Annotated in this window: 5 protein-coding genes; 2 read left to right on the top strand and 3 right to left on the bottom strand. The window is 39.9% G+C overall.

Annotated features, from left to right (window positions below):
• Positions 1-21 precede the first annotated feature (21 nt).
• A complete protein-coding gene (locus AACS98_RS19600; protein ID WP_066382959.1) occupies positions 22-813 on the bottom strand; it encodes a glutathione S-transferase in 792 nt (263 codons plus the stop codon).
• 732 nt (positions 814-1,545) lie between these two features.
• Here AACS98_RS19600 and AACS98_RS19595 point away from each other — a divergent pair.
• On the top strand, positions 1,546-2,361 hold the full coding sequence (locus tag AACS98_RS19595; protein ID WP_066382957.1) for a fasciclin domain-containing protein: 816 nt from the start codon (positions 1,546-1,548) through the stop codon (positions 2,359-2,361).
• Between the two features lie 168 nt (positions 2,362-2,529).
• Here AACS98_RS19595 and AACS98_RS19590 read toward each other — a convergent pair whose 3' ends face one another.
• On the bottom strand, positions 2,530-2,688 hold the full coding sequence (locus AACS98_RS19590) for a YqaE/Pmp3 family membrane protein (RefSeq protein WP_082803730.1): 159 nt from the start codon (positions 2,686-2,688) through the stop codon (positions 2,530-2,532).
• 104 nt (positions 2,689-2,792) lie between these two features.
• Positions 2,793-3,140, bottom strand: coding sequence for a translation initiation factor (locus AACS98_RS19585; protein WP_066382955.1), 348 nt, complete (start codon positions 3,138-3,140; stop codon positions 2,793-2,795).
• A 173-nt stretch (positions 3,141-3,313) separates the two neighbouring features.
• Between AACS98_RS19585 and AACS98_RS19580 the strand changes: the two genes are divergently transcribed.
• Positions 3,314-4,000, top strand: a 687-nt coding sequence (locus AACS98_RS19580) for a pyridoxal-phosphate dependent enzyme (protein WP_232317182.1), incomplete at its 3' end; no start/stop codon positions are given.

Here is a 4,000-nt window from a genome sequence, read left to right as displayed (position 1 = left end):
CCCTACTCCCTACTCTCTTATCTATTCAATCTGAATAGAAGTAGGTGCTGAACCAGTGGGAGGCACACCAATTAAAGGTTTGCGGAATTGGGCATAGATGCGATCGCGCCACTCAAAAAACGGTGCATAATCAGGGTTGTCAGCTATGGATGGTACACCTTTACCTCTGAGGGTTGCTGGTAAATCTAGGTACGCTCCTTCAGGGAATTTTAACAATATAGATAAACCTGCGACTGCTAAATCAGCTAAGGTGGGTTCATCTCCAGTTAAATAAGGACTATCTGCCAATAATAGAGTCAATGCTTCTAAGTCTTGTTTTAAATCTGCGATCGCTGATTTGATCACATCTGGACTATAACCAACACCAAACCCCAAAACCGTCAGAAAATCACTAGGTACACCTTCCACTAGCGTTTTTAAAACATCTGGTGTTGAGGTAGGTAGTAACGACTTGCGGAAATTTTGGTCTTGACTAATCGCAGAGAATAACGCCTTTCTACCTTTAATCCCTATTGATTCATCTGCCCATTCTTCCATCATTAAAGTTAGACCTTTTCTTTTTGGATCTTTTGGTATTAGTGGACGCTCAGGATACTCCAAGTCTAAATACTTAGCTATCTCTGTAGAATCCGCAATATATTTGTTACCATCCTTCAAGACTGGCACTTGCTTCTGTCCAGTCAAGCGAAATAGGTCTACCTGCCCAATCCCTGGTGTGACTTCAATTTTGCGGTATTCTAACCCTTTATAATCTAGAATCAACCGCACTTTTTCTGAGTAGTGAGATAGTTCCCATTGGTATAATTCTAACATATTGTCTTCCTGGTTGCTGATTATTTGAACAACTCTATAATTGTATCTTCACTTCAAGTAATTTTCCTGAGCAAACCATGAATTATTAGACAGATTTATCAGTTAAAAAACTGAAACTTTAGGTAAGTTTTTGCAGGTTTACACATTTTTGCTTTCATTAATTTTTAAACTTATAAGAATATTAAATGACACAATATTTTCAATAAATCTCCCTACACAAACTCAAATTCTCACAATTGCAACCGTAAAATTTTTCTTTAGTTTTTCCTACATCGTATACATCTACTTAAAATTATATAGTTATTTATCCATATACTTGTAAAAATATATATAAATTTTCCCAGACTACTACAGAAATAATTCATCCATTATGTATCTAGCTGATTGCTATATTTGTTGCCTAACCCCACTAAAAACATTAATTTTATTCAAATATTGATGTTGTATATTTTAGTGTGGTCAACAAATTCCTATCCGCCAATAAATCAAGAATTAACTCAAGTTTGAAGAAGGCAATGTTCTATGGGGATGAGATACAGTTGTTGACAAAGCTTTTGGTAAAAAAACAGCCCAGAGAACACCATTGTTCTGATTTTAGTTCGTGAGCAAGTCAGGTCACAATCCTACTGATAATATTTTGGTAAAAAATTCTCATGGATAGTTAGCTTTTATTGGTAACAAAGTGTTATAAGTCTTTATGTAACAGCTGTAAAATCAAAACAAACGAAATTTATGAAGGTAAATTACAGCAAACTATTGACCACTTTGGCTAGTGTGTTTAGTATTGCAGGCGTAAGTTTCCTGACTACCGCACCATCTGGCGCAAGAGAAGTATTAAATCCCCATCCCTCTATTTTCAAAGAAGCTACCTACAACCGCAGTCAACGTGTACAGGTAAACAGCCAACATAGCCAGACTGAGACTCTCACCGAGACTACAAAAAGCAAACACCACCATAAAGAGCAGATTTCACAGAATACAGGAGGGGATAAACTAAATCCTAGACCCAGTATTTTCAATGAAGCTCCCTACAATCGTGGTAATCGCACCACCCCAACTACTACCACCCCACAAGTAAAACCTAGCACACCTGAAACACAAGTACCAACCACTGAGACACCAGATACTCAAGGCAAAACTTTGTTAGCATTGGCAGAGTCTAACAGTTCTTTTACAATGTTAACTAAAGCTATCAAAGCTGCCGGACTGACAGAAGTTCTGCAAGGCAAAGATAACTTAACAGTTTTTGCGCCTACTGATGCTGCGTTTGCTGAATTACCTCAAGACGCTGTACAAGATTTGTTGAAACCAGAGAACAAAGAAATATTAGTCAAGCTGTTGACTTATCATGTTGTTCCAGGTACTGTCTTATCCACTGATTTAAAATCTGGCGAAGTCAAAAGTGTAGAAGGCGGTGCCATCAATGTCAAAGTTGACCCCAAAATGGGTGTCAATGTCAATGATGCTAAGGTAGTACAAGCAGACATCAAAGCTAGTAATGGCGTAATCCATGTCATTAACAAAGTTATTATCCCTCCTGATTTGTAAGATAGATTGAGTTAGTATAGCCTAGGCAACTCAAATCTTTGATAGTCATCAAATTTTATCTCTCTAGTCGTGAATTGCATTCGTGTCTAGAGAGATTTTTTCAAATTATTATTTATTCCCTACATGATCAGCAATAGTGACAGCGAAAATTAACCTAGATGTGAATCATTATTTCTTGGCAATCACCCACACAGCATGAACAATTCCGGGGATATAACCCAAAAACGTTAACAGGATATTAATCCAAAAATCCTTGCCTATTCCCACTTGTAAAAACACTCCCAGAGGTGGGAAGAAAATCGCGCATAGAATTCGCACTAAATCCATGTCAACCTCCTTTTGAGGATCTACTAACTAGATGAATACATTTCTTGCTTTAACTACCCTAGAAATGATTTTGATTCCAGAATTTTGGCTGGGTAATTTTGCCACTAACCGCCGCTAATTTTAGCTTTATAGCCAAGATTGGTTAAAATTTCTAAAATTTTTTGTTTGTGATCGCCTTGAATTTCAATTTCATTATCCTTAACTGTGCCACCAGTGCCGCACTGAGTTTTTAACTTCTTGACTAAATCTGTCAAGGTTTCTGGCTTGGCTTGAAAACCAGTAATCACAGTAACTGTTTTACCTTTGCGTCCTGCGCGGGTGGCTTGGATTCTGATATTTTGTTGTTTCGGCGGTAATTCGGGAGTTGGTCTGGCTGTGGCGGCAGAGTTGTCGTCACCAAACTCGCGGTAGGCGTAACGCTTGTCTGAAGAATGGGAATTGGAAGAAGACATAAAATTTTGAGCGAGAAAAACTTGAGAGGCAATGGTACATAAGCCTGCAAATCCATTTCTAGCCTAACATTAACAAATCCAATCAGTGGGCTAGATGTAGTCAAACAGTCTGTTTTCTCTGCCTCAGTCTTTACCTATAATAATAAAGCTGTCCCATCATTAAAATGATTTCCGTGACTACTACTCCCCTTTCTCCAAGTTCTCCCTCTACTTCTCCGGTTCCCGATACACAAGGACGCTTTGGACGCTTTGGCGGTAAGTACGTCCCGGAAACCTTAATGCCTGCTTTAGCGGAATTAGAAGCAGCTTATCAGCAATACCGCCATGATCCCAACTTCCAAGCAGAACTTCAACAACTGCTAAAGGACTATGTAGGACGTGCTACACCCTTGTATTTTGCGGAACGCTTGACTGCTCATTATGCGAGGCCAGATGGTTCCGGGCCGCAAATTTACTTAAAGCGAGAAGACCTCAATCACACAGGCGCGCACAAAATTAATAACGCTCTCGGACAGGTGTTGTTGGCGAAGCGCATGGGTAAGCAACGCATTATTGCTGAAACTGGTGCTGGACAACATGGTGTAGCTACGGCGACAGTTTGCGCTCGTTTTGGGTTGGAATGTGTGATTTATATGGGCGTTCACGATATGGAACGCCAAGCATTAAATGTGTTTAGAATGCGGCTGATGGGCGCACAAGTGCGTCCGGTAGCTGCCGGTACTGGTACTCTCAAGGATGCCACATCTGAGGCTATCCGGGATTGGGTGACAAATGTCGAAACCACTCACTATATTTTGGGTTCGGTAGCTGGCCCCCATCCATACCCGATGATGGTACGTGATTTTCATGCGATTATCGGT

Source organism: Anabaena sp. CA = ATCC 33047 (assembly GCF_963870205.1).
Classification (GTDB): Bacteria; Cyanobacteriota; Cyanobacteriia; order Cyanobacteriales; family Nostocaceae; genus Trichormus.
This window is presented reverse-complemented; position numbering and strand designations above follow the sequence as displayed.